The organism is Serratia sp. CY56464 (assembly GCF_052168435.1).
Taxonomy (GTDB): Bacteria; Pseudomonadota; Gammaproteobacteria; order Enterobacterales; family Enterobacteriaceae; genus Serratia; species Serratia marcescens.
Genome location: NZ_JBJNMV010000001.1, coordinates 938,137 through 964,738, shown reverse-complemented (window position 1 = coordinate 964,738; position 26,602 = coordinate 938,137). Strand labels below are relative to the sequence as shown.

General features: G+C 58.6%; 26 protein-coding genes. 13 read left to right on the top strand and 13 right to left on the bottom strand.

Features of this window, described 5'->3' with window-relative positions:
• Positions 1-61: 61 nt before the first annotated feature.
• Complete coding sequence (locus ACJ8KE_RS04810) at positions 62-601, top strand: septation protein A (protein WP_016927511.1); 540 nt, start codon at positions 62-64, stop codon at positions 599-601.
• Between the two features lie 76 nt (positions 602-677).
• Positions 678-1,106, top strand: coding sequence for an acyl-CoA thioester hydrolase YciA (gene yciA, locus ACJ8KE_RS04805; RefSeq protein ID WP_004932085.1), 429 nt, complete (start codon positions 678-680; stop codon positions 1,104-1,106).
• A 68-nt stretch (positions 1,107-1,174) separates the two neighbouring features.
• Here the strand turns inward: yciA and tonB are convergent, their stop codons facing one another.
• Together tonB and ACJ8KE_RS04795 are read right to left on the bottom strand one after the other, a co-directional pair.
• On the bottom strand, positions 1,175-1,918 hold the full coding sequence (tonB, locus tag ACJ8KE_RS04800) for a TonB system transport protein TonB (protein ID WP_016927510.1): 744 nt from the start codon (positions 1,916-1,918) through the stop codon (positions 1,175-1,177).
• 236 nt (positions 1,919-2,154) lie between these two features.
• On the bottom strand, positions 2,155-2,808 hold the full coding sequence (locus ACJ8KE_RS04795) for an epoxyqueuosine reductase QueH (protein WP_016927509.1): 654 nt from the start codon (positions 2,806-2,808) through the stop codon (positions 2,155-2,157).
• Positions 2,809-2,983: 175 nt separating this feature from the next.
• On the opposite strand from ACJ8KE_RS04795, the gene ACJ8KE_RS04790 reads away from it, so the two are divergent.
• Positions 2,984-3,280 (top strand): YciI family protein, encoded by a 297-nt coding sequence (locus ACJ8KE_RS04790; RefSeq protein WP_016927508.1) that lies wholly within the window; start codon positions 2,984-2,986, stop codon positions 3,278-3,280.
• Positions 3,281-3,389: 109 nt separating this feature from the next.
• Here the strand turns inward: ACJ8KE_RS04790 and ACJ8KE_RS04785 are convergent, their stop codons facing one another.
• Positions 3,390-4,244 (bottom strand): LysR substrate-binding domain-containing protein, encoded by an 855-nt coding sequence (locus ACJ8KE_RS04785; RefSeq protein ID WP_049299414.1) that lies wholly within the window; start codon positions 4,242-4,244, stop codon positions 3,390-3,392.
• A gap of 91 nt (positions 4,245-4,335) precedes the next feature.
• On the opposite strand from ACJ8KE_RS04785, the gene ACJ8KE_RS04780 reads away from it, so the two are divergent.
• Positions 4,336-5,292, top strand: coding sequence for a DMT family transporter (locus ACJ8KE_RS04780; protein ID WP_049299417.1), 957 nt, complete (start codon positions 4,336-4,338; stop codon positions 5,290-5,292).
• Between the two features lie 23 nt (positions 5,293-5,315).
• Here ACJ8KE_RS04780 and ACJ8KE_RS04775 read toward each other — a convergent pair whose 3' ends face one another.
• A complete protein-coding gene (locus tag ACJ8KE_RS04775; RefSeq protein WP_049299419.1) occupies positions 5,316-6,317 on the bottom strand; it encodes a LacI family DNA-binding transcriptional regulator in 1,002 nt (333 codons plus the stop codon).
• Positions 6,318-6,388: 71 nt separating this feature from the next.
• Complete coding sequence (locus tag ACJ8KE_RS04770) at positions 6,389-6,943, bottom strand: D-lyxose/D-mannose family sugar isomerase (RefSeq protein ID WP_028127467.1); 555 nt, start codon at positions 6,941-6,943, stop codon at positions 6,389-6,391.
• A 228-nt stretch (positions 6,944-7,171) separates the two neighbouring features.
• Here ACJ8KE_RS04770 and ACJ8KE_RS04765 point away from each other — a divergent pair, with 228 nt between their 5' ends.
• The 5 genes from ACJ8KE_RS04765 (at position 7,172) to ACJ8KE_RS04745 (ending at position 13,325) form a co-directional block, all read left to right on the top strand.
• Positions 7,172-8,206 carry an NAD(P)-dependent alcohol dehydrogenase gene (locus tag ACJ8KE_RS04765; RefSeq protein WP_004932112.1) on the top strand — a complete coding sequence of 345 codons (1,035 nt, stop codon included), beginning with the start codon at positions 7,172-7,174 and terminating at the stop codon, positions 8,204-8,206.
• Positions 8,207-8,210: 4 nt separating this feature from the next.
• Positions 8,211-9,728 (top strand): xylulokinase, encoded by a 1,518-nt coding sequence (xylB, locus tag ACJ8KE_RS04760; protein ID WP_016927503.1) that lies wholly within the window; start codon positions 8,211-8,213, stop codon positions 9,726-9,728.
• Complete coding sequence (locus ACJ8KE_RS04755; protein WP_016927502.1) at positions 9,725-11,230, top strand: sugar ABC transporter ATP-binding protein; 1,506 nt, start codon at positions 9,725-9,727, stop codon at positions 11,228-11,230. The genes xylB and ACJ8KE_RS04755 overlap by 4 nt, the downstream gene beginning before the upstream one ends.
• Before the next feature lie 76 nt (positions 11,231-11,306).
• A complete protein-coding gene (locus ACJ8KE_RS04750) occupies positions 11,307-12,284 on the top strand; it encodes an ABC transporter permease (RefSeq protein WP_016927501.1) in 978 nt (325 codons plus the stop codon).
• 33 nt (positions 12,285-12,317) lie between these two features.
• Complete coding sequence (locus ACJ8KE_RS04745; RefSeq protein WP_016927500.1) at positions 12,318-13,325, top strand: substrate-binding domain-containing protein; 1,008 nt, start codon at positions 12,318-12,320, stop codon at positions 13,323-13,325.
• A gap of 142 nt (positions 13,326-13,467) precedes the next feature.
• Here ACJ8KE_RS04745 and ACJ8KE_RS04740 read toward each other — a convergent pair whose 3' ends face one another.
• Complete coding sequence (locus tag ACJ8KE_RS04740; protein ID WP_016927499.1) at positions 13,468-14,031, bottom strand: TetR/AcrR family transcriptional regulator; 564 nt, start codon at positions 14,029-14,031, stop codon at positions 13,468-13,470.
• Positions 14,032-14,158: 127 nt separating this feature from the next.
• On the opposite strand from ACJ8KE_RS04740, the gene smfY reads away from it, so the two are divergent.
• Positions 14,159-15,631 (top strand): multidrug efflux MFS transporter SmfY, encoded by a 1,473-nt coding sequence (gene smfY / locus ACJ8KE_RS04735; protein WP_116403572.1) that lies wholly within the window; start codon positions 14,159-14,161, stop codon positions 15,629-15,631.
• Positions 15,632-15,831: 200 nt separating this feature from the next.
• On the top strand, positions 15,832-16,323 hold the full coding sequence (locus tag ACJ8KE_RS04730) for a Dps family protein (RefSeq protein ID WP_004932132.1): 492 nt from the start codon (positions 15,832-15,834) through the stop codon (positions 16,321-16,323).
• Between the two features lie 45 nt (positions 16,324-16,368).
• Here the strand turns inward: ACJ8KE_RS04730 and ACJ8KE_RS04725 are convergent, their stop codons facing one another.
• Positions 16,369-16,545: a YciY family protein gene (locus ACJ8KE_RS04725; RefSeq protein WP_025159792.1), complete on the bottom strand. Its 177-nt coding sequence runs from the start codon at positions 16,543-16,545 to the stop codon at positions 16,369-16,371.
• A gap of 242 nt (positions 16,546-16,787) precedes the next feature.
• Between ACJ8KE_RS04725 and cls the strand changes: the two genes are divergently transcribed.
• Both cls and ACJ8KE_RS04715 read left to right on the top strand, forming a co-directional pair.
• Complete coding sequence (gene cls / locus ACJ8KE_RS04720) at positions 16,788-18,248, top strand: cardiolipin synthase (protein ID WP_004932137.1); 1,461 nt, start codon at positions 16,788-16,790, stop codon at positions 18,246-18,248.
• 56 nt (positions 18,249-18,304) lie between these two features.
• A complete protein-coding gene (locus ACJ8KE_RS04715; protein ID WP_004932139.1) occupies positions 18,305-18,628 on the top strand; it encodes an HI1450 family dsDNA-mimic protein in 324 nt (107 codons plus the stop codon).
• A 73-nt stretch (positions 18,629-18,701) separates the two neighbouring features.
• On the opposite strand, the gene oppF is transcribed toward ACJ8KE_RS04715, so the two are convergent.
• The 6 genes from oppF to ACJ8KE_RS04685 all read right to left on the bottom strand — a co-directional run bounded on the left by oppF (position 18,702) and on the right by ACJ8KE_RS04685 (position 26,077).
• A complete protein-coding gene (oppF, locus tag ACJ8KE_RS04710) occupies positions 18,702-19,703 on the bottom strand; it encodes a murein tripeptide/oligopeptide ABC transporter ATP binding protein OppF (RefSeq protein ID WP_004932143.1) in 1,002 nt (333 codons plus the stop codon).
• Positions 19,700-20,716 carry an ABC transporter ATP-binding protein gene (locus ACJ8KE_RS04705; RefSeq protein ID WP_016927496.1) on the bottom strand — a complete coding sequence of 339 codons (1,017 nt, stop codon included), beginning with the start codon at positions 20,714-20,716 and terminating at the stop codon, positions 19,700-19,702. The genes oppF and ACJ8KE_RS04705 overlap by 4 nt, the downstream gene beginning before the upstream one ends.
• 11 nt (positions 20,717-20,727) lie before the next feature.
• Positions 20,728-21,636 carry an oligopeptide ABC transporter permease OppC gene (oppC, locus tag ACJ8KE_RS04700; protein WP_004932149.1) on the bottom strand — a complete coding sequence of 303 codons (909 nt, stop codon included), beginning with the start codon at positions 21,634-21,636 and terminating at the stop codon, positions 20,728-20,730.
• A 14-nt stretch (positions 21,637-21,650) separates the two neighbouring features.
• Positions 21,651-22,571: an oligopeptide ABC transporter permease OppB gene (gene oppB / locus ACJ8KE_RS04695; RefSeq protein ID WP_004932150.1), complete on the bottom strand. Its 921-nt coding sequence runs from the start codon at positions 22,569-22,571 to the stop codon at positions 21,651-21,653.
• 83 nt (positions 22,572-22,654) lie between these two features.
• Complete coding sequence (oppA, locus tag ACJ8KE_RS04690) at positions 22,655-24,292, bottom strand: oligopeptide ABC transporter substrate-binding protein OppA (RefSeq protein ID WP_016927494.1); 1,638 nt, start codon at positions 24,290-24,292, stop codon at positions 22,655-22,657.
• Between the two features lie 147 nt (positions 24,293-24,439).
• The gene (locus tag ACJ8KE_RS04685) at positions 24,440-26,077 is read right to left on the bottom strand and encodes an ABC transporter substrate-binding protein (protein ID WP_016927493.1); all 1,638 of its coding nucleotides are present in this window, start codon (positions 26,075-26,077) and stop codon (positions 24,440-24,442) included.
• Positions 26,078-26,602 lie beyond the last annotated feature (525 nt).

Genomic DNA, 26,602 nt, shown 5'->3' with positions numbered 1-26,602 from the left:
CGGTACACAGAGCTCGCCGAATCCGGTATAGTCGGCCGATGAACAGATGATGGATTGATTTATGAAGCAGTTTCTTGATTTCCTCCCGCTAATTGTCTTTTTCGCTTTTTACAAGCTGTACGACATTTACGTCGCTTCCGGCGCGTTAATTGTCGCCACCGCGCTGGCGCTGGTGTTCACCTGGGTGAAATACCGCAAGGTCGAGAAGATGACGCTGATCACCTTCCTGATGGTGCTGGTGTTCGGCACCCTGACGCTGGTGTTCCACAACGATTTGTTCATCAAATGGAAGGTCACGGTGATTTACGCGCTGTTCGCGCTGGCGCTGCTGATCAGCCAATGGGTGCTCAAAAAACCGCTGGTTCAGCGCATGCTGGGCAAAGAGCTGACGCTGCCGGACAAAGTGTGGAGCAACCTTAACCTGGCCTGGGCGATCTTCTTCCTGGCCTGCGGCCTGGCGAACATCTATGTCGCCTTCTGGCTGCCGCAAAGCGTCTGGGTCAATTTCAAAGTCTTTGGCCTGACGGTACTGACGCTGGTCTTCACCCTCCTCAGCGGTATCTATATTTACCGGCACATGCCGGAAGAACAGAAAAAATAGTTACAAAATTGTTAATGCCTGCGGCGCTTGCCGCGGGCAGTATGATGTTATTCCCTCCTTTTAAAAGCAGACTGCTATGACACAACAACGACCTTTACCCAGCGGCGAGCTGGTGCTGCGCACGCTGGCGATGCCGGCCGATACCAATGCCAACGGTGATATCTTCGGCGGTTGGCTGATGTCGCAAATGGATATCGGCGGCGCCATCCAGGCCAAAGAGATCGCCGAAGGGCGCGTGGTGACGGTGCGCGTAGACGGCATGACCTTCCTGAAACCGGTGGCGGTAGGCGACGTGGTTTGCTGCTATGCGCACTGTATCCGCACCGGGCGCAGCTCGATCACTATCAATATCGAAGTGTGGGTAAAGAAAGTTTCTTCCGCCCCGATCGGCCAGCGTTACCGGGCGACCGAAGCGGTGTTCACCTATGTGGCGGTCGATGCGGAAGGCAATTCGCGCGCGCTGCCCGAGGGCAAAATGAACTTCCGCGTCGGCTTCGAAGAGTAAGCCTGCGGCTGCGCCGCAAATGCAAAAAGGGTCGCCGAGGCGACCCTTTCTTTTTGGTGTGACCGAACTCAGTTCAATTCGGTGGTGCCGTTCAGCTTGAAGCGGATAGTGACGGTGCGATCTTTCGCTTCTTTGGCTTCATAGCGCCATTTACGCATCGCCTGCTTCACTTCACGCTCGAACATATTGCGCGGTTCGGCCGACAAGATACGCACGTTGCTGACGCGCCCGTCGCTGTCGATATCGAACTGTACCCGCACGTTGCCTTCGATCTGCAAAGCCTGAGCCCGCGGTGGATAGAGCGGATTGGCGCGGCTGATCGGCCTCGGCCCGACCTCACGCGAGTTGCCCTGCACCGGCGCGGCAGGCGCCTGTTTCACCGGCGCTTTGTCGATCGGCTTGGCCGGCGAATCGTTGTTGAACGGCGACGGTTCGCGCGGCTCGACTTTTTTCGGCTCCGGTTTGACCTGTTTTTCGACTTTCGGCTTCGGCTTAGGTTTTGGTTTCGGCTTGACCGGCTCCGGCTTCACGATCGCCTTTGGCGGCGGCTCCACGATAGGTTCCGGTTCTGGCTCCGGCTCAGGTTCGACCTGCGGCGGCTCCGGCTCGGCCGGCGCCGGCGGTGGCGGTTCGGCCATCGCGGCGGTGTTGACCATCATGACGCTGATCGGCGCGTCCTCTGGCTTCGGCAGCTCCACCACTTCTTTTACCGAAGCGTAAAGCAATCCCGCCACCAGGGCGCTGTGCAAGCCTACGGATAAGACGAAAGGCACGGATATACGGCGATTAAGGAACATCTTTTTTAGCGGCATAATGATTCTGTTTCCTCTGGTTCGCCAAGTTTAAATGCAAATAGCAATCATATTCAATAACGAAAGGCAAACTATCGCTTTAATCGTCAGTATGCGCGGCTAAAACCAGCAAACTCATAAGGATATTAACCTGGCCGTTGCTTTTTTACCGCCTGGGCGACACGCTTCATTAACGTTTGGCCAGGCGTCAAAAAGTAAAAAACCCGCCGGAGCGGGTTAATTGCGGTGAGTCAGCGTTATTCTTCATCGCCATAGTAAAGCACGCCCAGCTTGATCAGCGGCCGCCCTTGCGCCTTACGGTGCAGGTTGGTGTCACGCAGCGAATAGACGCAGCCGCAGTATTCCTGCTGATAGAAGCGTTCGCGCTTGCTGATCTCTATCATGCGCGACGAACCGCCCTTCTTGCGCCAGTTGTAATCCCAGTACACCAGATCGGGATACTTTTCCGCCGCGCGGATGCCGCAGTCGGTGATCTGCTGCATGTTCTTCCAACGCGAGATGCCCAGCGAGCTGGAGATAGTGTCGTAACCATGTTCATGCGCATACAGCGCCGTGCGCTCGAAACGCATGTCAAAACACATGGTGCAACGAATGCCGCGCTCCGGCTCATTCTCCATCCCCTTGGCGCGGGCGAACCAGTTGTCGGTGTCGTAATCGGCATCGATAATCGGCACCCCGTGCTGCTCGGCGAAACGGATGTTCTCTTCTTTACGCAGCAGATACTCTTTTTGCGGGTGAATGTTGGGGTTATAGAAGAAAATGGCGTACTCGATCCCGGAGGCCTGAATCGCTTCCATCACCTCGCCGGAACAGGGCGCGCAGCATGAATGCAGCAGCAGTTTTTTTTTGCCCGCCGGCAAATCGAGTTTTTCCCTTACCAGTTCCGTCATGTCCTCACCTCAATGGCATATCAGTTTAAGCGCGCCGCACTATACGAATAAAAAGTAGCGGCTTCAAGGCATAAGCGCCAATCCGCCGGGAAATTCGCCCGATGCCGTTCCCCTGCCGCGCCTTTTGCGCTACCTTGGTAGCACCGTTTTATAGCCATGATTTTAAAGGTGAAACATGCTTTATCTGATCTACGCGCAAGACGTCCCCAACTCGCTGGAAAACCGTCTGGCGGTGCGCCCGGCGCACCTGGCGCGCCTGCAGGCGCTGCGCGACGCCGGCCGCCTGGTGGTCGCCGGCCCTAACCCGGCCATCGACAGCAACGATCCCGGCGCCGCCGGCTTTACCGGTTCGACGGTGATCGCCGAATTCGCCTCGCTGGCGGAAGCCCAGGCCTGGGCGCAGCAGGATCCGTACGTCGCCGCCGGCGTCTATGCCGACGTGACGGTGAAACCGTTCAAACAGGTGTTCTGATCTCCAGCCCTCCGAATACCGGGAACGCCCCGCGATACAGCGTTCCCGGCGCTAGCCACATCTCTGCGTCACCGTCGTGCTCGATTCGTCTTCCCCACGCGGCCGATATTCATGTTCCCCCCCGTAAATACTCACCGATGACGCTTTCCAGCATCGCCACCGCCGGTTGGCTGGCGGCCGTGGCAGAACGGAGCAGTTGCACTTCATGTGGTGCGACCGACGGCAATTCGTCGAGTATCCGCATCGCCGCCGAAACCCGTGCGCGGTCAAGCAGCGTGACGGCCAATCCCGCCTCGATGGCAGCCGCCACCACGCTGGCCGAAGGGCTGCTCACAACCACCCGCCAGTGCCTTCCCGCCCTGGTCAATGCATCGATCATAGCCTCACGATAAGGGCAATCGGCGGCATGCAACGCCAGCGGCAGTGGCCGGTTAGCCTGCAGCGCCAGCGAACGGCCTCCGGCCCACACTGGCGCAGTCACCGCGAGCGGTGTCTGGCACTGTTTCCCCGAAGGTTGAACCACCAGCGCGAGATGCAGCCGATTACGGCCAACTTGTTCCGCCAGCGCCTGACTGGCAGCGGTAGAGACCTCCAGCTCCACCGCGGGGAAACTGTCGGTAAACCGCGGCAAAATATGGCGTATCACATGAGAAGCGTACTCATCAGGCAAGCCCAATTTGATATGGCCACTTAGCGGCGCGCCCTGCAGTTCCCGCAGAATATCGTCATGGGCGCTCAGCAGCCCGAGCGTCGAGGCCAGCAGCTTGTTTCCCAACGGCGTCAACGCCACGGACTGATTGTCACGCTCCAGCAGGCGGCCGCCCGCCACCTGTTCCAGACGCCGGATATGCACGCTCACGGCGGCGGGGCTGCGATTGACAAATGCCGCCGCCGCGCGAAATTGCCCCAAACGCGCAATAGCGTGAAAAGTGCGTAAGAGATCGATATCCAATGTCGGCCGCATGATTTAACCTCATTAAACAACTGGGCGAAAATTATTCGATTTATTAAATTATAGCCACTCACTACCATCGGGCGGAAAGGAGGTGACCATCATGTCCCTGGCACCATTTCGCCCCTCTTCCCGCTGCGGCAAACATCGCGGCAGAGCCGCCCTCTGGCTGGCTGCGGCCGAGATCCTGCTGATCGTGGCCTGGAGCTCCGGCTTCGTCGGCATCCGCTTCGCCGCCGATTACGCGCCGGTGTTGCTGGTGGCGTTCTGGCGCTGCGTGGTGGTCGCGTTCGTGTTGCTGCCGCTTAGTCTGCGCGCCATCAGGCGCGCATCTCCGCTGACGATAGCTGTTCACGCCGGGATTGGGTTGCTCGCCATGACCGGTTACCTGACCGGCGTCAGCAAAGGCATCGAATATGGCGTGCCGGCCGGGTTGGCCGCGCTCATCGCCGATTTGCTCCCGCTCGGCACCGCGCTGCTGAGCATGCTGTTACAACGCCGCTTGCCCGATGGCCGCGTTTGGTCCGGGTTAGCCTTGGGAGTTAGCGGGGTAGCGCTGGCGACCGGCAGCGCCATCTCATGGGGAGACGCCCCATTGTGGAGCTACCTGTTGCCGCTGGCGGGGATGCTGTCGCTGGCGCTGGCAACGCTGTGGCAGGAACGGCTGCCGCGAACGCAAGCAATGAGTTTGCCAGCCGCGCTGGGGATACAAAGCGCGGTTTCCGCGCTGGCTTTCGCCGCCATGGCCGGCGCGGAAGGCCCGCTGCTGCCAACGGTAACGACGGGGTTTGTGATCGGCGTGCTTTGGACCGCGCTACTGGCGACCCTGGCCGGCTACGGTCTGTACTGGTTTTGTCTAAGGCGCACTTCTGCGCTGCGCGTGACGAGCCTGCTGTTTCTCAGCCCCTTCGTCACCTTCTGCTGGGCAGGGTTAATGTTCAATGAACCTCTTTCCTGGCCCATGTTGCTAGGCGCGGCGGCGGCAGGAAGCGGTTTGTGGCTGCTCATCCGTCCCGCCGGGCGTGATGAGCCCAAAACAGCGCAACACGCTGAAAAATGACGGATAAGCGAATGGTGGCGCCGTTACGCGACGAGTTTCCCCCGTACCACCACCTTGCCCGGCTTGATCTCGGGGTCGGCAATACGACGGATCGCCAGATTCAACGCTTGCCAGGCGATCTCTTGCAAGTCGTGTGACACGCACGGGAAATGAAAACCGTAGATCTCAGCATGTGAAACCTCATCGATGCTGAACAACGACACGTCCTGCATCAACGGCAGCCGATGTTCGATGCAGGCTTTGATAATGCCCAGGGAGATCTGGTTATTGCAGCCAACGAAAAAGTCCGGGGCGCGGTTATTGGCCAGCCAACGGCTCGTCTCTTGCCAGGCGATATCCATAAAGAAATCGGCATACAGCACTTCAAACGACGCCACTTTCCCTTGCAGCGCCGCCTGCAGCCCTGTAACCCTGTCCCGTGCAACGTTGGAGTTCTCCGGCCCGGACACCACCACCACCCGCTGCGCTTTCTGTTCCAGAAGCCAGCGCCCCGCCTGAAGGCCGCAGTCCAGGTTATCGATATACACTCCGCTGCAGTGGCGATTGTCCAGCTCACGGTCGATCAATACCACCGGGATATTCAATGTTTCCAACCGCTTTAGATAGGAAGGCTGGTACAGATGATCGTTGGAAATGACCGAGAGAATGATCGCATCGACGTTGTAGCCAATCAGTTTGTCGATGATTCTGTCTTCGCTTTCCTGTGACTCATAGGAATCGAACACCAGAGTGTCATATCCCATTTTTTGCGCTTCAAGCGTCATCAACCGCGTCAGGCCGCCAAAGAACGGGTTGGCCATATCAGGGTTGACGATGCCGATGGTTCTGCTGCTTTTCGCCCGCAGATTGCGCGCCGCAGCATTGACCACATAACCGAGTTCGGCAGCGGTCTCCCGAATGCGGCGCAGCGTTTCCGGATGAACCTTGTCCGGCTGTGAAAATGCCCGCGACGCGGTGATTTTACTGACGTTTGCCTGTGCGGCCACGCTAGCCAGCGTCGCTTTCCGTCCTCGCCCCACCGCCAAATGCAGCTCCTTAGCTTAAGGTTATCATTTTATACCATTAACAACATCATGACAGAACTTTCATCGTCGCGCTAATGGTTTACGCCTGCCAGGCGGTTAATCCGGGGATCGGTAAAGATATCCAGCTCGTCACGGCTCTCGGAAGAAAACTCGGATACCACCGCGCCCCGCTTCCCCGCCTGAAACCAGTGCCGGGTATTGGGCGCGATGGTGTATTGTTCGCCAGGCCGCAAGAGGATATAGCGATTGCAGGTATACCAAGGCTCCGCGCCCTCCGGCACCCGGCATACCGGTTCACCGCCGGCATCATTAAGCGTCAGGTTTTCATCGTCGACAAACAGAAACACCTCGCCCCAACGGCAGCGAAACGTCTCTTGCTTGCCGGGCGTGCCGGCGAAAGGAGGATGCAAATGCTCTGGGCAAGTCTGCTCAGGAAACAGCACCAACTCTTTCGCACAATACCGAGGTGAGTTGACATAGGTCAGCAGTTGCAGCCCTGAGACGGGATAGTCAGCCAAGCCAAACGTCGCAATTTCAATACGTTGCTGCTCTTCTTCGGTCAGAACAATGTCCGCCTCGCGCAAGTATTCCAGCGTAGCGGCTATGGCACGTTGTTGTTTGCTCATCATTTCCCCTGCAAAGTAACGGTATCGATATCAGCATGCTGATATTAAAACCGTCATTGCATCGCCGATTTTGTGATCTTCATCCCCATATTGAATAACAACCCACCAGCAAAATTAACTCCCGTCGAGTAATTCCAACATCGATCACAGTTTAACCCCTCGCTTTAGCCCACTATCGCCGCATTGAAATGATATCGTTACCATAAAAATGATTCACCAGGAGGCAATATGAAAGCATTAGTGTTGGCCAAAGCGGGGGAAATCGCTATTGAGGACGTCCAGCTTGCCGAAACGCTGGGGCCCGATGATGTGCAGATAAAAATTCATTCCGTGGGCATCTGCGGCAGTGATGTGCACTATTACCAACATGGCCGCATTGGCCCGTTCGTGGTTAACGCCCCGATGGTACTCGGCCATGAGGCCTCCGGCGTAGTGCTCGCGACAGGTAAAAACGTCACTCATCTCAGCATCGGCGATCGCGTTTGCATGGAGCCCGGTATTCCGGATCTCAACTCGGCCCAGACGCGCGCCGGCATTTACAACCTTGATCCGGCCGTGCGCTTCTGGGCGACGCCGCCGGTGCACGGCTGCCTGCGCGAAACCGTCATCCACCCCGCCGCCTTCACGTTCAAATTGCCGGACAACGTCAGTTTCGCTGAGGGCGCCATGGTGGAACCCTTAGCCATCGGCATGCAAGCGGCCACCAAAGCCGGGATCAAACCCGGCGATATCGCGCTGGTGATCGGCGCCGGGCCGATCGGCGTGGTCACCGCTCTCGCGGCGCTGGCGGGCGGCTGCTCGGACGTCATTATTTGCGACCTGTTTGACGAAAAACTCGCCGTGGCGGCCAGTTATGAGGGGCTGCACGCCGTCAATATCAAAACCGGCGACCTTGCGGGGAAAGTGGCCGCGCTCACCAGCGGCAATGGCGCCGATGTCGTGTTTGAATGCAGCGGCGCCAAACCGGCTATCGCTACGCTGGCCGAACATGCGGCGCCAGGAGCGACCGCCGTGCTGGTCGGCATGCCGATCGATGCCGCGCCGATGGATATCGTCGCCGCGCAGGCCAAGGAAATCACCTTCAAGACCATTTTCCGCTACGCCAACATGTACCCGCGCACGCTGCGGCTGTTGAGCAGCGGCAAATTGCGCGTCCAGCCGTTGATAAGCCAAACCTACAAGTTCTCCGACAGCGTGGCCGCCTTCGAGCGCGCGGCGGCGGGACATGCCTCGGACATCAAAATCATGCTGGAAATGGAGTGATCCTATGGCGCTCTATGCTGGCATAGACTGCGGTACGCAAGGCACGAAAGTCGTGATTGTCGACAGCACACAGGGCGTGATCCTCGGTGAGGGCAACGCCCCTCACCGTCTCATCAGCCAAGCCAATGGCCGGCGCGAACAGGAGGCCGACTGGTGGATTGAGGCGCTGGTCATCGCTTTTCGCCAAGCCGTGACTAACGCCGGCGTTGATGCACGGGAGATTCATGCTCTGGGGGTCTCTGGCCAACAACATGGGTTTGTGCCGCTGGACGCAGACGGCAACGTGCTGCACAGCGTCAAGCTGTGGTGCGATACCGAAACCGCAGAGGAAAACGAACGGCTCCTGCAGCAGCTCGGCGGGGCCAACGGCTCGCTGGAAACGCTCGGCCTGCGGATCGCCACCGGTTATACCGCGTCAAAAATCCTTTGGTTCAAGACACACCATCCGGCGCTCTGGGCAAAACTGCACACCGTGTTGTTGCCCCATGACTACTTGAATTTCTGGCTGACCGGGGAGCGCGTAGCGGAATATGGCGACGCTTCCGGCACCGGATTGTTCGATGTGCGCACCCGTCGTTGGAGCAAATCCGCGGTCGATCTCATCGACGACAGCGGCCGCCTGTGGCAGGCCCTGCCGCCGCTCAAAAGCGCGGAATGCTGCATCGGCACGGTGCGCTCCGCCGCCGCGGAAAAACTCGGCCTCGGCCCAACGGTGCGGGTATCGACCGGCGGCGGCGACAACATGATGGCGGCCATCGGTTCCGGCAACATCGAGGCCGGCACCCTCACCCTGAGCCTGGGCACCTCCGGCACGCTATTCGCCTGGTCTGCCGCCCCCGTCACGGCGGAATCGGACATGATTGCCGGCTTCTGCTCCAGCACCAATGGGTGGCTGCCATTGATTTGCACAATGAATGTCACCTCGGCCACCACTGCAGTACAAACGCTGCTGGACGAAGACCTTGCCGGCTTTAACGGTTTATTGGCGCAGGCCTCGCCCGGCGCAGGCGGTGTCGAGATGCTGCCGTTCTTCAATGGCGAACGCGTTCCGCCGTTGCCCCACGCGCGCGCCAGTCTGCATAACCTCGATAGCGACAATTTTACCCGCGCCAATCTCTGCCTGGCGGTGGTCGAAAGCGCCACCTATGGCCTGCGCTATGGCATCGAGCTGTTTCGCCGTCAGGGCATTGAAGCGCGCGAGATCCGCCTCACCGGCGGCGGCGCCCGCAGCGCCGCCTGGCGACAAATCGTCGCGGACGTGATGGGGTGCCCGGTAGTCTGTCTGAAAGCCAAAGAGACCGCCGCGCTGGGCGGCGCCATTCAGGCGATGTGGGCGACGACGTTGGCCGACGATCCGCAGCGGAACGCCGGCGCGTTGCTGGCCGAACTGTGCCGGCGTTTCGTTGCGCTGGATGAAACCACGCGCACACGGCCACATGCCGGCAGACAGGCGCAATACGAGACGCTTTATCAACGGTACCTGCAACGCTTGCAGCAGACCTATCCGGAGGTGCAACTGTGACGCGAGATCCCCAGACGCAAGCGCCCGCCTACCTGCTGGAGGTCAGCGGCGTCAGGAAAGCTTTTGGCCCGGTCGTGGCGCTCAAGAATGCGGAGTTTTGCCTGCGGCGTGGATCCATCCATGCCCTGTGCGGCGGCAACGGCGCGGGTAAATCCACCTTTCTCAGCATTCTGATGGGCTTTATTCAACCCGATGGCGGCGACATTTTTATCAATGGCCAACGCTGTGAATTTCATCATCCCCGGGAAGCCCTCAACGCCGGCATCGCCATCGTGCAGCAGGAGCTGAGCGCGATCCCGGATCTGACGGTGGCCGAAAACATTTGGCTGGGCCGTGAGCCGAGACGCCTGGGGTTCGTCGACTTCGCGACGCTCAACCAGCGCACAACCAGCCTGCTCAAGGAACTCGATTTCAAGATCGACGCCCGAGAAAAAATGCGCAACCTGAGCGTCGCCGAGCAGCAACTGGTCGAGATCGCCAAAGCGCTGTCGCATGCCAATGCCGACATCATCATCATGGATGAACCCACCTCGGCGATTGGCGAGGAGGATGCGCAAAAAATCTTTCAGACGCTTCAGCAACTGGCGGCGAAAGGTAAAGGCATTATTTACGTCTCTCACCGTTTGTCAGAGATATTCCAAATCGCGGACAGCTACACCATTTTCCGCGACGGCGCCTATATCCATGAAGGCTATATCGCTGACATTACCCGTGAGCAGCTGATCGAACACATTATCGGCGGCGAGTACGACAGCGAGTTCGCCAAATTCAACCAGCCCGGCGAAGAGGTCTTGCTGGAGGTCAACGGCCTGTGTTGGCGCAGCAAGATAAAGGATATCAGCCTGCAACTGAAGCACGGTGAGATCCTGGGCATCTACGGCCTGGTGGGATCGGGCCGCAGCGAGTTTCTCGATCTTATCTTCGGCATTCAGCATGCCGACAGCGGCACGATCCGCTTGGGCGACAAGACGCTTAACCGCCATTCCCCGCGAGAGGCCATCGACAGCGGCATTGCCTACGTGACGGAAGATCGCAAGGAAACCGGCCTGGTGCTGTGCCGTTCCGTCAGTGAAAACATCAATATCGCCTCTTTTGCCGGCATCAGCCGAATGGGGTTCGTCAGCGAAAAACGGGAGCAAGCGCGAACCCGCGACATGATCCAGCGCTTCAACGTTAAAACCCACGATGGCGAACAGCCCGTGGGCAACCTGAGCGGCGGCAACCAGCAAAAAGTGGTGCTGGGCCGCTGGGCGCTGCTGGATCCGGAGGTGTTGTTGCTCGACGAGCCGACGCGCGGCATCGACGTCGGCGCCAAGAAAGAGATCTACCGATTTATGTCGGAGTTCGCCTTGCAAAACAAGGGGATCATCATGGTTTCCTCCGAGCTTTCGGAAATTATCGGCATGAGCGATCGCATATTGGTGTTTCGTGACGGGCAGTTGGCCGGCGAGCTTTCGGCGGCCGATGCGAGCCAGGCAGCACTGATGAAACTTGCGGTTTAACAGAGAGAGAAAAAAAATGAGCAGCGCCCACTCCTTATCACCAGGAATTTCATTTTTCACCCGCAATAAACGCCGTATGCACAAATACGGCATTATCATCGCCTTCTTCGCGCTGTGCCTGATCGTGGCGCTGATTGGCGAATATCAGGTCGCCCAGGGGGCCTGGAGCAGCAATTATTTTCTCAGCAATGAAAACACCCTGATCGTCCTGCGCCAGGTCTCGATCAACGGTATTCTGGCGATCGGCATGACCTTCGTCATCATTACGGCCGGCGTCGATCTCTCCGTCGGCTCGGTGCTGGCGTTAAGCGGGATCGTCGCCGCCCGTTTCGCCACCAACAACAGCGGATTGGCTATCGGCGACACCGCGACCGCCGTCATGGCGCCGCTGATCGTGGCGCTGGGCATCGGCATCGTCTGCGGCCTGGTGAACGGCACCGTGTTGGCTCGTTACCGGTTGCAACCGTTTATCGTCACCATGGGCATGCTCTCCGCGGCGCGCGGGTTAACCATGTTGACCACCAACGGCAATCCGGTATCGCAATTGAACAGCGATTTCCGCTGGTTAGGCAATGGCTATGTCGGCGGCGTTCCGGTGCCCGTCATCATCTTCATCGTGCTGTTCGCCCTCGCCTGGCTGGTGCTGAATAAAACCCTCTTCGGGCGTTACATCTACGCCGTCGGCGGCAACCCGAAAAGCGCGCGCACCTCGGGGATTAACGTCACCCGCATCAAAATATTGGTGTATACGCTGTGCGGCGCGCTGGCCGGCATCGCCGGCCTGATCCTTACGGCGCGCACCGGTTCGGCGCAGACCAACGCCGGCGCAGGGTATGAGCTGGACGCCATCGCGGCGGTGGTGATCGGCGGCACCAGCATGGCCGGCGGTGTCGGTACGCTGGTCGGCACTTTCTTCGGCGTGCTGATTATCGGGGTGATGAATAACGGCCTCGATCTGCTCGGCGTGCAATCGTATTACCAACAAATTATCAAAGGCGCATTGATCGTTCTTGCCGTATTGCTCGACCCATCGCGTAAGCAACAGCGCGATTAATAACATCAGACCCAACTCTACCAGGAGAAAACCATGAATAAGACCAAGATAGCGTTGTTTGCCTCTGCCATGATGCTCGGTAGCCTGTCGGCGGCTCAGGCCGCCCCGGTAAAAATCGCGGTATTGATGTACGGCAACAAAGCCGAGTTCGTGCAATTGATGGAAAGGTTCGGCAAGGAACACCCGGCGGTGAAAAGCGGCGAAGCCGTACTGACTTTCTACGATGGGCGTTATGATGCATCGGTGCAAAACGATCAGGCCGCCACCGCTATCCAGACGCGCGCCGATGCCATTATCGTCAACCCGATGGATTTTGAGGCCAATATCGATATCGTCACCAATGCCAACGAAGCCAAAATCCCGGTGGTGGTCACCAACGCGCGCCTGAACACGGACGCGATGACGTCTGAAGTGGTGTCTAATGACGAGTTGGGGGGATACCTGGAAGCCAAAGCCGTCCTGGACAAACTCGACTGCAAGAGCCGGAAGGTGAACGTGGTGATTATCGAAGGCCCGAAAGGCGGCAGCGGCGAGATCCAGCGCGGCAAAGGCAATGATAAAGCGATTGCCGAGTGCGGCGCCGGCCAGGTCACGGTACTTGAGCGCAAAACGGCCAACTGGTCACGCGCGGAAGCGCAGCCGCTGATGGAAAACTGGCTGCAGAAACACCGGGGTAAAATCAACGGCGTGATTGGCCAGAACGACGAGATGGCGCTGGGCGCTATCGAAGCGATCAAAGGCGCCGGCCTGAATGTGAAGGACTTCGCGATTGCCGGCGTTGACGGCGTCTCTGACGCGATTCATGCGGTGCAGGCCGGTGAAATGGTCTCTATTCTGCAAGATGCCAAAGGCCAGATGCAGGGTTCCATCGACGTCGCGCTGCGCGCCGTGAAAGGTGAAAGCTATCAACCGCAGTCGGACATCTGGAAGCAGTACGCCAAGGATCTGAAATGGGAGGGCGGCACGCAGAAGCATTACTACATTCCGTGGACCGTCGTTACCGCAGAGAACGCCCAAGCGCTGTTGGACGCCCGTAAATAATTTCCCCCGCCCCCTGCCTTCAGGGGGCCCCGCTGGGGCGCTTGCCTGCGAACAAAAAAAAGCCAGCACGGAGTGGCTGGCTAAAAAGTTCTTCGAGGGAATATCTTGTGCGATAAACATACGCCTTTCACTGCGGGCTTTACTAGCTATCAGTGCGATAGGCACCCTCAGTTAAAATCAACGCCTGCATATCGGTGAACATCGTTTCCCATTCCGCCTGGTCGATATCCATCAAACCAAAGTAACGCAGCATAAAGGCGCCTTCGGTGGCGAGAAACGCCAGGCGCGCGCGCTTGCCTCCTTCCGTCGTCAAATCCAAACCGGCGATGCGGCTGCGATACCATTCGCGCGTGCTCGCCAGATGCTCCGGCGTTTGAATCAGCGTCGCCATCAGCCCGGCGGCCTTGGCGCTGGCGGTCTGATCCGAGCTTTGCGTCGCCAGCATATGCGCGCGCACGCCGGTCTGCGGCGAAGGATCGTCACCGGCGATAGCGGCGAACAGCGTCTCGTAGGCACTGCCCCAGCGATCGAACATGGCGTCAATCAGGGCGTCTTTGCTGCCGAAACAGTACTGCACCCCGCCCTTGGAGATCCCCATCGCTTTGGCGACGGCGTCGATGGTCAGGCCGGCGGCGCCCTGGGTGGCGACGATCTCTTCGGCGGTGTCCAAAACCTTGTCGCGATCGATGCTGCGTTGACGTCCCATTAAGAAACCCTTCTTTTCAATACGAACGTATGGATATATATTATCGCCAGTATACCACCCGGCATCGCCGGAGGGTTACCACAATGGCGGCGCCTTCGCGCCGCCCACGTTAACTGGATTATGACTTATGTACGCCAAGAACCGCTGGTTAATCCTGACAATGGTCGCCAGCGCCCTGTTCCTGATCGTCATCGATATGACGGTGTTATATACCGCCCTGCCGCGTTTAACCCAGGCGCTGGATGCCAGCGCCTCGCAAAAGCTCTGGATCGTCAACGCCTACCCATTGGTGGTGGCCGGTCTGTTGCCTGGCGCCGGCATGCTGAGCGATCGCATCGGCCATAAACGGCTGTTTCTCGCCGGGCTGCCGGTGTTTGCCGTCGCGTCGCTGTGCGCCGCTTTCTCGCCTACCGCCGAGTGGCTGATCGCCGCGCGGGTATTCCTCGCCGTTGGCGCGGCAATGATGATGCCCGCCACGCTGTCCATCGTACGCCACGTCTTTACCGACGAACGCGAACGCGCGCTGGCGATCGGCATCTGGGCGTCGGTGGCCTCCGGCGGCGCGGCCATCGGCCCGGTGGTCGGCGGCCTGCTGTTGGAGTATTTCTGGTGGGGCTCGGTGTTCCTGATCAATGTGCCGGTGGTGTTGCTGGTCTGGCCGCTGGCATGGAAACTGATCCCGCGCTGCGGCGGCGATAACCCGCGCCCCGCCGATATCATCGGCTCGGTGCAGATCATGATAGGCCTGGTCGGCGCTATCTATGCGCTGAAGGAATTGAGCAAGCCGGCGCCTGACGTCAGCGCCTTGCTCGCAGCGGCCCTGATCGGCACCCTGTTCCTAGCGCTGTTCGTGCGTCGTCAGCAGCGCAGCGCCCACCCGATGATCGATTTCTCCCTGTTCCGCAACCGGCTGTTCGCCGGCGGCATCGGCGTGGCATTGCTGTCGATGGTGGCGCTGATCGGCGTCGAGCTGGTGCTCAGCCAACGCTTGCAACTGGTGCTCGGCCTCAGTCCGCTGCAGGCGGCGCTGTTCATCTTGCCGATCCCGCTGGCCTCGGCGCTGGCGGGGCCAATGGCCGGTTTGCTGCTGCCGCACTACGGTGAGCGCAGCATCATTCTCGGCGGTTTCGCCCTGACCGCCTTCGGCATCGCCGGCCTCGCCCTGTTCTATCAGAGCGGCATAGCGCCGCAGCTGGCGAGCCTGGCGTTGGTGGGCTTCGGCCTCGGCGGCGTGATCACCGCCGCTTCCACCGCCATCATGCTGAACGCGCCGGAGGAGAAATCCGGCATGGCGGCATCTATCGAAGACGTCTCCTACGAGCTGGGCGGCGTGCTGGGCGTGACGTTGCTCGGCGGGCTGATGACGGCGGTCTACAGTCACAGCCTGGCGCTGCCGGCGGCGCTGCCGGTCAGCGATTTAGCCTATGACAGCATCGACGAAGCGTTGCGCCTGGCGGCCGGAATGGCGGCCGATCGCGCGCAGCAGTTGACGCAGCTGGCGCGTCTGGCCTTTGATCGCGCCTTTATTTCGGTACTGATCGCCGCCGCGCTGTTAATGGCGCTGGGCGCAGGTGTGGTAAAACTGGCGCTGCGCAAGTAACCGAGAAAAGCGACTTTTTTCGCCTGCGGAACCTGCGTAAACTGATTCGGCAATTTGCTCGACGGATTTACCGTCATCGGTTTGAGCGATGGCAATAATGCCTGTTATCGTATTTAACCCTGCGATAAATCCGGTTACTGTAACAGCTATGGAAATTGATTCTGTCTACTATCGGAACAAATAATCAGGAGAAGATTATTATGGCAACGGCAAAGAAAGCAGCGAAAACCCATATCGGCCTTGACAGTAAACAATCGGCAAAACTCGCCGAAGCGTTGAATGCGCTGTTGGCAAACTATCAGGTGCTGTATATGAACGTACGCGGCTATCATTGGAACATTACCGGCCCGCAGTTCTTTGAACTGCACGCGAAATTCGAAGAGACATATAACGATCTGCTGACCAAGGTGGATGAGCTGGCGGAACGTATTCTGACGTTGGGCTCGCAGCCGCGTCACGCTTTCAGCGATTATCTGAAAACCGCCGACATCAAGGAACACACCAACGTGACCGATGATAAGGGTACGCTGCGCGGCCTGTTGGAAGGGTATTCAATCTTGCTGCAACAGCAGCGTGAGCTGCTGACGGTGGCGGCAGACGCTGGCGACGAAGGCACCGCGTCGTTGATGAGCGATTACATCAAAGAGCAGGAAAAACAGGTCTGGATGCTCAACGCCTATTTGGGCAAATAACTCAGACGCCATAACAAAACAGTCCCTCACGGGACTGTTTTCGTTTTACCACTCGCAGGATACCGCAAACAGCAGCGCGCGCCGATGCTGATCGTCCAGGCGCCGCCGCACCCGGATAATATGGCGATTGCTGCACGACTGGCGTTCCAGCCAGCGATGCCGCCGACGTTGGCTCTGCCGCAACATGCGCCAGCGGCCCACTTCATTTCTACTGCGTCTCATAATTCCGTCACTCGTTCGTCTAATGCCAACCGCGGGCATTATAGCCCTTTCCGCCCGCGATCCAAGCCGCCGTTATCGGCGGCACAGCGAACGCCACGCGGGCAAAAGCCGCCCTTTCAATTTCGGCAAGTGCCTTAACTTCATCATATTTATGTAACATAAGCGCCGATAAAAGGTTTCGCCTTGCCCGATCTGTGCGTACACTCATCATTGGTGGTTTGCGAACGGGATTTTTCGCCTTTATGACAACATTTTATACCGTAATCAGTTGGCTCATGGTGTTCGGCTACTGGCTGCTGATCGCCGGCGTGACGATGCGCATTTTGATGAAACGCCGTGCGGTTCCCTCTGCCATGGCCTGGCTGCTGGTTATCTATATTCTGCCGCTGTTCGGCATCGTCGCCTATTTATCGTTCGGCGAACTGCACCTGGGCAAGCGCCGGGCCGAGCGCGCCAAGGCCATGTGGCCGTCGACCGCGCGCTGGCTGAAGGAATTGAAAGAAAGCCGCCGCATCTTCGCCACCGAATACAGCGAAGTCGCCGAACCGTTGTTCCAGCTGTGCAACCGCCGCCAGGGCATCGACGGCGTCAAGGGCAACCAGCTGCAGTTGCTCACCACTACCGACGACACGTTGAAAGCGCTGATCCGCGACATCGAGCTGGCGCGCCACAACATCGAAATGGTGTTCTATATCTGGCAGCCCGGCGGCCTGGTCGATCAGGTGGCCGAATCGCTGATGGCCGCCGCGCGGCGCGGCGTACACTGCCGCCTGATGCTGGACTCCGCCGGCAGCCTGCCATTTTTCCGCAGCCCCTACCCGGCGATGATGCGCAACGCAGGCATCGAAGTGGTCGAAGCGCTGAAGGTCAACCTGCTGCGCGTATTCCTGCGCCGCATGGATCTGCGCCAGCACCGCAAGGTGGTGCTGATCGACAACTACATCGCCTATACCGGCAGCATGAACATGGTCGACCCGCGCTATTTCAAGCAGGATGCGGGCGTCGGCCAATGGATCGATCTGATGGCGCGCATGGAAGGCCCGGTGGCCACTACGATGGGCATCGTCTATGCCTGCGACTGGGAGATTGAAACCGGCAAGCGCATTCTGCCGCCGCCGCCGGACGTCAACATCATGCCGTTCGAGCAGGAAAGCGGCCATACCATTCAGGTGATCGCCTCCGGACCCGGCTTCCCCGAGGAGATGATCCACCAGGCGCTGTTGACCGCGGTCTATTCCGCGCGCGAGCAGCTGATCATGACCACGCCGTACTTCGTGCCGAGCGACGATCTGCTGCACGCCATCTGCACCGCCGCTCTGCGCGGCGTCGAGGTCAGCATCATCGTGCCGCGCGACAACGATTCGATGATGGTGCGCTGGGCCAGCCGGGCGTTCTTCTCCGAGCTGCTGGAAGCCGGCGTGAAAATCTATCAGTTCGAAGGCGGCCTGCTGCACACCAAAAGCGTGCTGGTCGACGGCCAGCTCAGCCTGGTCGGCACCGTCAATCTGGATATGCGCAGCCTGTGGCTCAACTTCGAGATCACCCTGGTGATCGACGACGACGGCTTCGGCAGCGATCTGGCCTGCGTGCAGGAAGACTATATCGCCCGTTCCAAACTGTTAAACGCCAAAGAGTGGCTGAAGCGGCCGTTCTGGCATCGCCTGGTCGAACGCCTGTTCTACTTTTTCAGCCCGTTGCTGTAAAAGCCGCGGCGAGCGTGCTTTAATAGCGCCAAATCATTTGTTATCAGGATTTTTTTATGGATTTGAATAACCGCCTTACCGAAGACGAAACGCTGGAACAGGCCTACGACATCTTCCTCGAATTGGCCGGCGACAATCTGGATCCGGCGGATATTCTGCTGTTCAATCTGCAGTTTGAAGAGCGCGGCGGCGCAGAACTGTACGACCCCTCCGAAGACTGGAGCGAGCACGTGGATTACGACCTGAACCCGGACTTCTTCGCCGAAGTGGTGATCGGTCTGGCGGACAGCGACGGCGAGCCGATCAACGACGTGTTCGCCCGCGTGCTGATCTGCCGCGAGAAAGACCACAAGCTGTGCCACATTCTGTGGAAAGAGTGATTCGCCGCTCATATTTCGGATAAAAAAAGCCCCGCTTATTCAGCGGGGCTTTTTGTTGCCGGCTAGCGGCGCATTACAGCGGATCGACCTTCAGGCACGAAACCGCATGACGGAAACTGCCCTCCAGCAGCGGACGCGTCTTGGCGCACTCCGGCCCGGCGATCGGGCAGCGAGTGCGGAACACGCAGCCGGACGGCGGGTTGATCGGCGAAGGCAGCTCCCCTTCCAACAGCTGGATCTGCTTTTCCTTCTCCTTGTCCGGATCCGGGATCGGCACCGCCGACATCAACGCCTTGGTGTAAGGGTGCTGCGGATTGTGGTACACCTCGTCATAGGTGCCCAGCTCCACCGCATGGCCCAGGTACATCACCAGCACGCGATCGGAAATGTGTTTCACCACCGCCAAATCGTGGGCGATAAAGATCAATGACAGCCCCATTTCGCGCTGCAGCTGCTGCAACAGGTTTACCACCTGCGCCTGAATCGACACGTCCAACGCGGAAACCGGCTCGTCGCAGATCACCAGCTTCGGTTCGAGGATCAGCGCGCGCGCGATGCCGATGCGCTGGCATTGGCCGCCGGAGAACTCGTGCGGATAACGGTTGATCAGGTTAGGCAGCAGGCCGACCTTCAGCATCATCGCCTTAACCTTGTCCTTCACTTCCTGACGCGGCATTTTCGGGTAGTAGGTGCGCAGCGGCTCGGCGATGATTTCGCCGATGGTCATGCGCGGGTTGAGCGAGGCCAGCGGATCCTGGAAGATCATCTGGATATCGCTGCGGGTTTTGCGCCAGTCGGCGTCGTTCATGCCCAGCAGATCTTTACCCAGCCAAGCGACGCGCCCGCTGGTGGCCTTCACCAGGCCGATGATGGCGCGCGCGAAGGTGGATTTGCCGCAGCCGGATTCGCCGACCACGCCCAGGGTTTCCCCCTCGAACAGCCGCAGCGTAACGCCATCGACCGCCTTCAGGGTTTTCGGCGGCTGCCAGAACCACTGCTTGTCGTCATGAATGTCGAAGTGCACTTTCAGATCGGCCACTTCGAGCAGCACTTTCTTGTCGGTTACCGCTGTCATACCAACGCCTCCACCGGTTTAAAGCAGGCGCGCAGGCGCCCTTCCCCAAATTGCTCCAATGGCGGAGCGCTCGCGCACTGTTCCATGGCGTACGGGCAGCGCGGCTGGAACGGGCAGCCTTTCGGCAGCCGCAGCAGGTTCGGCGGGTTGCCGGGAATGGTCAGCAACGCTTCGCCTTCGGCGTCGAGGCGCGGCACCGCGTTCAACAGACCGATGGAATACGGGTGGCTCGGCTGGTAGAACACCTCGCGCGCGCTGCCGTATTCCATGGTGCGGCCGGCGTACATCACCAGCACCTTGTTGCAGATGCCGGCCACCACGCCCAGATCGTGGGTGATCATGATGATGGCGGTGTTGAACTCACGCTTGAGCTCGTTGAGCAGCGTCATGATCTGCGCCTGAACGGTCACGTCCAGCGCAGTAGTCGGCTCGTCGGCGATCAGCAACTTCGGCCGGCACAGCAGCGCCATGGCGATCATCACGCGCTGGCGCATACCGCCGGAAAACTCGTGCGGATACATGCGCATGCGCTTGCGCGCTTCCGGCATTTTCACCGCGTCAAGCATGCGTACCGACTCTTCAAAGGCTTCGCTTTTGCTCATTTTCTTATGCAGCATCAGCACTTCCATCAGCTGTTCGCCAACGCGCATATACGGGTTGAGCGAGGTCATCGGGTCCTGGAAGATCATCGAGATTTCTTCGGCCCGCAGCTTGTTGAGCTGGTTTTCCGGCAGGTTGAGGATTTCGCGGCCGTTGAATTTGGCCGAACCGCCGATGCGGCCATTGCTGGCCAGCAACCCCATCAGGGCGAACGCGGTCTGCGATTTGCCGGAGCCGGATTCGCCGACGATGCCCAGGGTTTCACCGGCGCGCAGATCGAAGTTCAGATCGTTCACCGCCGTCACGTCGCCGTCCGGGGTGGAGAACGTGACGCGCAGATCTTTCACGTCCAGCAGCGGCGACGCTTTAACGCCGACGGCGGTTTGCAGTTGTGGATGTTCAATGGTGCTCATGGTGGCACTCCTTAACGATCTTTCGGGTCGAGGGCGTCACGCAGGCCATCGCCGATAAAGTTGAAACAGAACAGAGTGACTACCAGGAAACCCGCCGGGAACAGCAGCAACCACGGTGAAACTTCCATTGAGTTGGCGCCGTCGCTGAGCAATGCGCCCCAACTGCTCAGCGGCTCCTGCGTGCCCAGCCCCAGGAAGCTGAGGAAGGATTCGAACAGGATCATGCTCGGCACCAGCAACGAGGCATACACCACCACCACGCCGAGCACGTTCGGCACGATATGCCGCAGCACGATGTTGCGCGTGGAGACGCCGCACACCAGCGCCGCTTCGATGAACTCCTTGCGCTTCAGACCGAGGGTTTGGCCGCGCACGATACGCGCCATGTCCAGCCACGACACCATGCCGATCGCCACGAAGATAAGCAGGATATTCTGGCCGAAGAAGGTCACCAGCAGGATCACGAAGAACATGAACGGGAAGGAGTTGAGGATCTCCAGCAGGCGCATCATCACCGAGTCGATCTTGCCGCCCAGATAGCCGGACATCGCGCCGTACAGGGTGCCGACGATCACCGCCACCAGCGCCGCCGCCACGCCGACCATCAGCGAGATGCGCCCGCCGATCGCCACGCGCACCAGCAGATCGCGCCCGGAGGAATCGGTGCCGAAATAGTGCCCCGATTCAACGCTGGGTGCGGCGGACATCATCGCCCAATCGGTATCGTCGTAGGCGAATTGCGACAGCATCGGCGCCAGCACCACAAACAGTGTGATCAGCGCCAGTATGAACAGGCTGCTGACCGCCGCGCGGTTGTGCATAAAACGCCGACGCGCGTCTTGCCACAGGCTGCGCCCTTCCACTTCCAGCTTCTCGCTGAAGTGTTCCAGAGCTTCGCTGTTCTTTTTAGTCAACATCATTCGCGTGCTCCAGATTAATAACGGATTTTCGGATCGATGACCGCATACAGCACATCGACGATCGCGTTGAACAGAATGGTCAGAGCGCCCACCAGAATGGTCAGGCTCAACACCAGGGAGTAGTCGCGGTTCAGCGCGCCGTTAACGAACAGCTGGCCGATCCCCGGCAGACCGTAGATGGTTTCGATCACCATCGAACCGGTGATGATCCCGACGAACGCCGGGCCCATGTAGGACAGCACCGGCAACAGCGCCGGCTTCAGCGCGTGGCGGAAAATGATGCGACGCATCGGCAAGCCTTTGGCGCGCGCGGTGCGGATGAAGTTGGAGTGCAGCACTTCAATCATCGAGCCGCGCGTGATACGGGCGATGCTGGCGATATAGGCCAGCGACAACGCCACCATCGGCAAGATGATGAACTTAGGCGCGCCGCCGTTCCAGCCGCCGCCCGGCAGCCATTTCAACGTGATGGCGAAGATCAGCACCAACAGCGGCGCCACCACGAAACTGGGTATCACCACCCCGGTCATGGCGAACCCCATCACCGTGTAGTCCCATTTGGTGTTCTGGTTCAGCGCGGCGATCACGCCGGCGCTCACGCCCAGCACCACCGCCAGCAAAAACGCGGCCAGACCGAGTTTGGCGGAGACCGGGAAAGAGCTGGCCACCAAATCGTTGACCGAATAATCCTTATATTTAAAGGACGGGCCGAAGTCTCCCTGCGCAAGCTGCGCCAGATAATGACCGTACTGTTTCCAGATCGGGTCGTTCAAATGATATTTGGCTTCGATATTCGCCATGACTTCCGGCGGCAATGCGCGTTCCCCGGTAAATGGACTGCCGGGCGCCAGGCGCATCATGAAGAATGAGATGGTAATAAGGATAAATAGTGTCGGGATCGCTTCCAATAAGCGACGAAGTATAAATTTAAGCATTGCCCTAACCCTGTGCGACAGCCTGATGACGGCTTATTATTCTCAACATGGGCCGGCGGCCTGCGCCGCCGGCTCTTACCGTATCAATGCTTGATGATGTACAGGTTTTTGTCGTACACGTTATCAAGCGGGTCTTTGCCGGTGTAGCCACCAACGTAAGGTTTCACCAAACGGGCGTTCACGTAGTAATACAGCGGAACGATGGCGGAATCTTTATCCAGCTGAACTTCCGCTTTCTGATACAGTTCGGCGCGCTCGTCTTTGCTCTTCGCGGTCAACACGTTGGCCATCAGCTTGTCGAACTCGGCGCTCTTGTAGTGCGGGGTGTTACTGCTGCTGTCGGACAGCATCATGTTCAGGAACGAACTCGGTTCGTTGTAGTCGGCGCACCAGCCGGCGCGCGCCACGTCATAGGTGCCCTGATGGCGGGTATCCAGGAAGGTTTTCCACTCCTGGTTCACCAGCTTCACGTCCACGCCCAGATTTTTCTTCCAGATGGAGGCGGCGGCGATCGCCAGCTTCTTGTGCAGGTCTGACGTGTTGTACAACAGGGAGAAGGTCAGCGGTTTACCCGGGCCGTAGCCGGCGTCGGCCAGCAGTTTCTTCGCCACTTCGTTGCGTTTTTCCTGCGTCCAGCCGAACCACTCCGGCGCGGTCAGCTTGGCGCCGTCGGTGTATGGCGGCGTAAAGCTGTAGGCCGGCAGATCGCCCTGATTTTTCACCTTGTTGACGATGATGTCGCGATCCATGCCCAGCTTCAGCGCTTCACGCACGCGCGCATCGGTGAACGGCGCCTTCTGGTTGTTGATTTCGTAGTAATAGGTGCACAGATAAGGATCGACGTGCACCTCTTTCGGGATCTCTTTCTTCAGCTTCTGGAACAGTTCGATCGGCATGTTGTTGTAGGTCATGTCGATTTCACCGGTGCGGTAGCGGTTAACGTCGGTCACTTCCGACGAAATAGGCAGGAACGTCACTTTATTGATGATGGTTTTGGCGTTATCCCAATATTCCGGGTTGCGTTCCAGTACGATGCGTTCGTTGACAATCCAGTCTTTCAGTTTGTAAGCGCCGTTGCTGACGTAGTTGGCCGGCAGCGTCCACTTCTCGCCGAATTTCTCCACCGCGTCTTTGTAAACCGGCTTCATGGCGTAGTGCGGGGTCATTTCAACCAGATAAGGCACCGGCTCGCTCAGGGTCACCTGGAAGGTGTGGTCGTCGATGGCCTTCACGCCCAGCGTCGACTTGTCTTTTTTGCCGGCGATGATGTCATCAACGTTTTCCACATGGGCGTACTGCAGGTAGCTGGCGTAAGGCGACGCGGTTTTCGGATCCACTACGCGCTGCCAGCTGTAGACGAAATCTTGCGCCGTCACCGGCTTGCCGTTAGACCATTTGGCGTCTTTGCGCAGGTGGAAGGTCCAGACTTTGAAATCCTTGTTATCCCAGCTTTCCGCGACGCCCGGCACGATGGAACCGTCCGGGCTGTTGTTCGCCAGGCCTTCCATCAGATCGCGGGTCACGTTGTTTTCCGGCACGCCCTCGATTTTATGCGGGTCAAGCGACTGCACTTCGGAACCGTTGTTTTTGACGATTTCTTGCTTGTCGGCCAGTTGCACGCCTGCAGGAACGTCGGCGGCAAAGGCGGAGGTGGTTGCTGTGATGCCCAGCGCGGCGATGACGCCGGCGGCAATGAGCGTTTTCTTCGTGATGTTGGTCATACTTATCGACTCCAGTTTTTATTATCACAGGCTCTTCGTGGAACCTGCGTTGCCCGTAAGCGGACTCTGTTTCCCGCCGCCGCGGAACGAATGCGGCGGCCGGCCTTCCCTATATTCCTCCGCGAGCTAGCGAGAGGAATACCCCTTTTACTGCTTGATAATGTAAAGATTTTTAACGTCGGTATAGTCCAGCGGATCTTTGCCGGTGAACCCGCCTACCGTCGGCTTAATCAACCGCGCGCTGACGCGGTAATACACCGGGATCAACGCGGAGTCTTTGTCCAGCTGCGCTTCTGCCTGCTGATAGAGCGCGGCGCGCGCGGCCTCATCCGGCGCCTTCAGCGTGGCGGCCATGATGGCGTCGAACGCCGGGCTCTTATAAAACACGGTATTGATGCTGCTGTTGGACAGCACCAGGTTCAGGAACGCGCTGGGCTCGTTGTAATCCCCGCACCAGGTGGCGCGCGCCACGTCGTATTGCCCCTGATGGCGGCTTTCCAGCGAGGTCTTCCACTCCTGATTGCGCAGCGTGACGTCGGCGCCGAGGTTCTTTTTCCACATCGACGCGGCGGCGATCGCCTGCTGTTTGTTTTGATCGGAGGTGTTGTACAGCAGCGAGAACTTCAGCGGCTTGGCGTCGCTGTAACCCGCTTCCGCCAGCAGTTTCTTGGCTTCGGCGTTGCGCTGTTCCTGGCTCCAGCCGGCCCACGCGGGCGGCGTAAAGTTGGCGCCTTCCGTAAAGGTCGGCGTGAAACTGTAGGCCGGGATCTGCCCCTGGCCCATGATCTTGTTGGCGATGATGTCGCGATCCAGCGTCATCTTCACCGCCGCACGCACCCGCGGATCGGTAAACGGCGCCCGCTGGTTATTGAGTTCGTAATAGAAAGTGCACAGATAAGGGTTAACGTGCAGTTGCTCGGGCACTTCGCGCTTCATTTTGACGTACAGGTACGGCGGGATCGCGCTGTTGGTGATGTCGATCTCGCCGCTGCGGAAGCGGTTGACGTCGCTGACTTCGGAAGCGATCGGCAAGAAGGTCGCCTGATTGATCACCGTCTGCTTGTTGTTCCAGTAGCTCGGGCTGCGCTCCAGTACGATGCGCTCGTTCACCACCCACTCTTTCAGGCGGTAAGCGCCGTTGCCGACGTAGTTGGCGGGCAGCGTCCATTTATCGCCGAATTTCTCCACTACCGCGCGTTTCACCGGTTTGAGCGACGTGTGGCTCAGCATGCTGATGAAATACGGCACCGGCTCGCTCAGCGTCACCTGCAGCGTCTGGTCGTCCAGCGCCTTGACGCCGAGGGTCTGCGGAGGCTTCTTGCCGGTCAGGATGTCGTCGATATTGTCGACTTTGGTGTATTGCAGGTAGCTGGCATAGGGAGAGGCGATTTTCGGATCGGCCAGACGCTGCCAGCTGTAGACGAAGTCTTGCGCGGTCACCGGACTGCCGTCGCTCCACACCGCGCCGGGGCGCAAGTGGAAGGTCCATTGCTGATAATTCTGGTTTTCCCAGCTCGCCGCCGCCGCCGGCACCACATGCCCGTTGGCGTCGGTGCTCACCAGCCCTTCCAGCAGGTTAAGAATGATATTGCTTTCCGGTACGCCCTCGACCTTATGCGGATCCAATGAAGCCACTTCGCTGCCGTTGTTGATCACAATATTCTGCTGCTGCGCCAACTGAACGCCGGCCGGCACTTCCGCCGCCAAACTGCTATTTATGGCGCCGACGCTCAGCGCGCCGCTAATCAACAAGGTCAAAGAAGTGCGCTTCAGGGTTTGCTGCATAATCGAGGCTCCTTTTCACCGACAAGCATCGCTTATCGAAGTTTGTGAAGTGTTTATAAGAATTCTAAATAAACGGATACCAGCAAAAATCATTCCCGTTTTTATGGCGCATTTCAGTTAATTGACCACGGGAAAGTTGCTCGGAAATTAGCAGAAGCCAAATTCCATAGCCAATAAATTTTACGAAAATGTTAAGCAATTCTCTTTTATCGCACGAAGCCCGATCCGGCCCCCAAGCTAGGGGACGCGGAGAAACAAAATCATCGCTATGATTTTAAAGAAAAAAAAGACGAAATCATTTCATTTGAAACCATCAACGCAATCTCATTACCGCACAAAGAAACATTCAGTTAACAATCCAGGCATTCAAAGAACAAACACCTGCCTATGGTCGGTTAATCACTAATAACACCTGGATGAAAGTGAGACAAGCCCCACAGAATGATGTGATTAATTTAACAACAGCTTTACCGTTGAGTGGGGGCAAAACGCGCGGAAATGGGGGAGGAAAAGTGTCTGAAATAA

Bases quoted from the DNA above. Each gene is read 5' to 3' on its own strand.
- ACJ8KE_RS04810 (WP_016927511.1), top strand. From the start codon at position 62: ATGAAGCAGTTTCTTGATTTCCTCCCGCTAATTGTCTTTTTCGCTTTT.
- yciA (WP_004932085.1), top strand. From the start codon at position 678: ATGACACAACAACGACCTTTACCCAGCGGCGAGCTGGTGCTGCGCACG.
- tonB (WP_016927510.1), bottom strand. From the start codon at position 1,918: ATGCCGCTAAAAAAGATGTTCCTTAATCGCCGTATATCCGTGCCTTTC.
- ACJ8KE_RS04795 (WP_016927509.1), bottom strand. From the start codon at position 2,808: ATGACGGAACTGGTAAGGGAAAAACTCGATTTGCCGGCGGGCAAAAAA.
- ACJ8KE_RS04790 (WP_016927508.1), top strand. From the start codon at position 2,984: ATGCTTTATCTGATCTACGCGCAAGACGTCCCCAACTCGCTGGAAAAC.
- ACJ8KE_RS04785 (WP_049299414.1), bottom strand. From the start codon at position 4,244: ATGCGGCCGACATTGGATATCGATCTCTTACGCACTTTTCACGCTATT.
- ACJ8KE_RS04780 (WP_049299417.1), top strand. From the start codon at position 4,336: ATGTCCCTGGCACCATTTCGCCCCTCTTCCCGCTGCGGCAAACATCGC.
- ACJ8KE_RS04770 (WP_028127467.1), bottom strand. From the start codon at position 6,943: ATGAGCAAACAACAACGTGCCATAGCCGCTACGCTGGAATACTTGCGC.
- ACJ8KE_RS04765 (WP_004932112.1), top strand. From the start codon at position 7,172: ATGAAAGCATTAGTGTTGGCCAAAGCGGGGGAAATCGCTATTGAGGAC.
- xylB (WP_016927503.1), top strand. From the start codon at position 8,211: ATGGCGCTCTATGCTGGCATAGACTGCGGTACGCAAGGCACGAAAGTC.
- ACJ8KE_RS04750 (WP_016927501.1), top strand. From the start codon at position 11,307: ATGCACAAATACGGCATTATCATCGCCTTCTTCGCGCTGTGCCTGATC.
- ACJ8KE_RS04745 (WP_016927500.1), top strand. From the start codon at position 12,318: ATGAATAAGACCAAGATAGCGTTGTTTGCCTCTGCCATGATGCTCGGT.
- ACJ8KE_RS04740 (WP_016927499.1), bottom strand. From the start codon at position 14,031: ATGGGACGTCAACGCAGCATCGATCGCGACAAGGTTTTGGACACCGCC.
- smfY (WP_116403572.1), top strand. From the start codon at position 14,159: ATGTACGCCAAGAACCGCTGGTTAATCCTGACAATGGTCGCCAGCGCC.
- ACJ8KE_RS04730 (WP_004932132.1), top strand. From the start codon at position 15,832: ATGGCAACGGCAAAGAAAGCAGCGAAAACCCATATCGGCCTTGACAGT.
- ACJ8KE_RS04725 (WP_025159792.1), bottom strand. From the start codon at position 16,545: ATGAGACGCAGTAGAAATGAAGTGGGCCGCTGGCGCATGTTGCGGCAG.
- cls (WP_004932137.1), top strand. From the start codon at position 16,788: ATGACAACATTTTATACCGTAATCAGTTGGCTCATGGTGTTCGGCTAC.
- ACJ8KE_RS04715 (WP_004932139.1), top strand. From the start codon at position 18,305: ATGGATTTGAATAACCGCCTTACCGAAGACGAAACGCTGGAACAGGCC.
- oppF (WP_004932143.1), bottom strand. From the start codon at position 19,703: ATGACAGCGGTAACCGACAAGAAAGTGCTGCTCGAAGTGGCCGATCTG.
- ACJ8KE_RS04705 (WP_016927496.1), bottom strand. From the start codon at position 20,716: ATGAGCACCATTGAACATCCACAACTGCAAACCGCCGTCGGCGTTAAA.
- oppC (WP_004932149.1), bottom strand. From the start codon at position 21,636: ATGATGTTGACTAAAAAGAACAGCGAAGCTCTGGAACACTTCAGCGAG.
- oppB (WP_004932150.1), bottom strand. From the start codon at position 22,571: ATGCTTAAATTTATACTTCGTCGCTTATTGGAAGCGATCCCGACACTA.
- oppA (WP_016927494.1), bottom strand. From the start codon at position 24,292: ATGACCAACATCACGAAGAAAACGCTCATTGCCGCCGGCGTCATCGCC.
- ACJ8KE_RS04685 (WP_016927493.1), bottom strand. From the start codon at position 26,077: ATGCAGCAAACCCTGAAGCGCACTTCTTTGACCTTGTTGATTAGCGGC.